A 3,154-nucleotide genomic window follows, 5' to 3' on the forward strand; every position below is an offset into this window, starting at 1 on the left:
TGTTCTGGGCTGAGATGTTTAAATTTATTCATGACAACACTAATTTATTAATTTCAGCCTAAGGAAAGGAACCTAGGTTCCTTTCCTTAAACCTTTAGTGTTGCATTTATTGATTGAATCTAGGAACTCATAAATCAATATTATCAAACTTAATTTTTAATCTCACCAAAAGAACTCAAACAATTACAAGGCAAGTAAAGAATTTTGAACTAAAAATGATATGTCAACGACCTGCCATTTTTATCCCACTTTATCATGTTTTTATTCTTTAAGTATGATAAACGTACAGCAATAGATTTTTCCAATTTTTCCACATCCAGAGATGGTTCAAGAATTTTCAATTGTGCCAAAATATCCATCTTATCACCTGATCCTATTTGATTTAGTGCAAATAAGATCTTCTTGTCCATCTTTAACTTCTCTGAATAAGAATTTGGTATCTCTGGTTCCTCATAAAAATAATTCGCAGGTATACTCAAACCACCTAATGCATTTAAGGCTGTTTCTACCTTTTCTAATTCTTTTAATAACTCTTCCCTTCTGGCCTTTAGGAAAACTATTACTTCTTCTTCTGTTACATTTGACATATAAAAACATTCAATTACACAAAATTAATATAAATCTTATTATGAAATGGACATATTTAAAAAAAATGCCACTCATAACTACTCAAATTAATTTAACCAACTTTATAATTATTTAAATATTACAACTCCTTCAACCAAATTAATTTGATTTAATAACTCTATAGCAATAAATCTACCAATTTTGTTCAATTTAATAAATCAAAAAATTAATAATGAATTTTAAACGAATAACATTAATAATTTATGACTTCATTACTTGAAAATATTTTAATTTATCGTACATAATTTTTTCATTGATCATGAAAAACAATAGCATTGAGACATAGGTTGTGAGACAATTATTTGAAACAAAAAATCAAAAATATTTTATAACACATTAATTTTATGTTATTTACGTTTTTTTTGGTGAAATATATTTAAAAAAATTATAGACACTCTTATGAAAACTTAAAATATTTTCTAATTAAATTTATTTCTCATTCTGTGAAAAAAAATTATTTTTATAAAAATTTAAATTTTATATTAAATAATGCTTTAATTACCTATTATTGATTTAATTTAAAAGATATGATTAATTTCGACAAAGCTAGTTTCAAAGATTTTGAAAACATTGAACACATTTCTCTGGAAGAAAGAGCCAAGCTATTTTCCGATTATTTAGATTACTTATTTTCAAACGGTAAACTAAATTATAGGTTGACATCATATGATGGATGTAAACCATCGATTTCAATCAATGTCCCTCTTTTTGGAAAAACTGTTGAAGTTGCAAGCTTCGTCTCCAATGATTATTTGGGTTTAACTCAGAATGAAGAAGTTAAAAACTCTATAATTGAGGCTGTTATGAAGTTTGGTGCTGGATCTGCGGCATCCCCGGCAATTGGAGGCCATTTTATTTACCATGAAATGCTGGAAAATAAGTTGGCAAATTTCTTCGAAGGAGAAGATGCTATCCTATACAATACAGGATATACTGCGAATAGTGCTACTTTCCAAGCCCTTTTAAACAAAGAGGATCTTGCAATATTAGATATGGCCGTTCATGCGAGCATCTACGAAGGCTGCCAACTAACTAACGTAAAAACTTTTCTACATAACAACATTGATATGTTAGAAAGGATCTTAATAAACACAAGCGGTAAGTATAGAACTAGAATGATAATTCTAGATGGAGTTTATTCTCAGGATGGCGATATAGCATTGTTAGATAAAATTATACCTCTTGCAAAAGAACATGGAGCTATGATTGCAGTTGATGATGCACATGGAATTGGTGTTTTAGGTGATTCAGGAAGAGGAGTTGTTGAAGTTTTTGATGCATTCAGAGATATTGACTTATTTATTGGTACTTTAAGTAAATCTATTGGTAATCTGGGTGGATTTGTTGTTGGGAAAAAAAGTATTATGCGTTATTTAAAATTCCAATCAAAACAACATCTCTTCTCCACTACTTCAACTCCCTCAATTTTAGGAGCCATAAAGGCCTTAGAAATAATCGAAACAGACAAAAACTTAAGAAATAAACTATGGAATAACATCAATTACTTCAAAAATGCTTTAATTGAGAATGGTTTTGAAGTTGGGAATTCCGAATCCGCTGTAATTCCAGTTAAAATTGGAGATATTCACAAAACATTAGAAACTGGTAAAATCTTATTGGAAAATGGAGTTCATGCTAACCCGATAATGTATCCTGCAGTTGCAAAAAAAGATGCTAGAATTAGGTTTAACCTGACAGCTAATCATGAAGTAGAACACTTGGACAAAGCTGTAAATGCGCTATTGAAAGCTGATAATATCTTGAATATAAAAAAAGTAGCATATGGTTAATAATGAAAATGATTCAAAATTATTTTTGGCTATTGATGAGATCTTTGGAAAACATGGACATGAAGAGTTAGGAATCAATAAGGTCTCTGCTATGTCTGGAGTAGACAAATCTTATATCTATAGAAAATATAGTTCTTTAGAAAATCTATTAGAAAAATATTTTGAACAAAAAGATTACTGGTCAACCAAAGTAGATCTTCTAAATAAAGTAATATCTAAAAATAGCCCTTTTTCATTTAATCAATTGGTGAAATTTTATCTACATAAACAATTTGACAGTATCTTATCAGATGTTCATTTGCAAAAATTAATGCTTTGGAGTGTAACGGAAGAGAATGAACTGATGAAAAAATTTATAGCTAAACGAGAAGAAGTAGGAAATCATCTTTTTGAAATAGCCCAAGAACAACTTAAAAATACAGACATTGATTTTAGAGCAATTTCAGCAATTAACGTTGCTGCCATGTATTACCTCTCATTACATGCATCTTCGAACAATGGGACATTTTGCGGTCTAAATTTAAACGATAAGGAAGACCAAGACAAAATTAAAAATGCTGTATCATTTATAAATGACATATTCTTGAATGATTCTAACAATACTTGATTTGTATCCGTCCGATAAACCCCATCTTTTCTAATTACTGTTTGGGTTGTAATCTTGCATCATGAAAAAGATTAGCAACGACGAATATTACAAGCTGTTCACCAAGTGGCAGGGATCAGGACTAAGCAAA

Annotated in this window: 3 protein-coding genes; 2 read left to right on the forward strand and 1 reads right to left on the reverse strand. The window is 29.5% G+C overall.

Annotation, left to right across the window (positions count from 1 at the left end; genetic code table 11):
* Positions 1-209: 209 nt before the first annotated feature.
* Complete coding sequence (locus tag MM239_RS20650; protein WP_241291907.1) at positions 210-587, reverse strand: hypothetical protein; 378 nt, start codon at positions 585-587, stop codon at positions 210-212.
* Positions 588-1,154: 567 nt separating this feature from the next.
* Here MM239_RS20650 and MM239_RS20655 point away from each other — a divergent pair.
* Complete coding sequence (locus MM239_RS20655; protein WP_241350225.1) at positions 1,155-2,417, forward strand: aminotransferase class I/II-fold pyridoxal phosphate-dependent enzyme; 1,263 nt, start codon at positions 1,155-1,157, stop codon at positions 2,415-2,417.
* Positions 2,410-3,024, forward strand: coding sequence for a TetR/AcrR family transcriptional regulator (locus tag MM239_RS20660; protein WP_241350226.1), 615 nt, complete (start codon positions 2,410-2,412; stop codon positions 3,022-3,024). Before MM239_RS20655 ends, MM239_RS20660 begins: the two co-directional genes overlap by 8 nt.
* Positions 3,025-3,154 lie beyond the last annotated feature (130 nt).

The organism is Belliella filtrata (assembly GCF_022549775.1).
In the GTDB taxonomy this organism is placed as follows: Bacteria; Bacteroidota; Bacteroidia; order Cytophagales; family Cyclobacteriaceae; genus Belliella; species Belliella filtrata.

Bases quoted from the DNA above. Each gene is read 5' to 3' on its own strand.
- MM239_RS20650 (WP_241291907.1), bottom strand. From the start codon at position 587: ATGTCAAATGTAACAGAAGAAGAAGTAATAGTTTTCCTAAAGGCCAGA.
- MM239_RS20655 (WP_241350225.1), top strand. From the start codon at position 1,155: ATGATTAATTTCGACAAAGCTAGTTTCAAAGATTTTGAAAACATTGAA.
- MM239_RS20660 (WP_241350226.1), top strand. From the start codon at position 2,410: ATGGTTAATAATGAAAATGATTCAAAATTATTTTTGGCTATTGATGAG.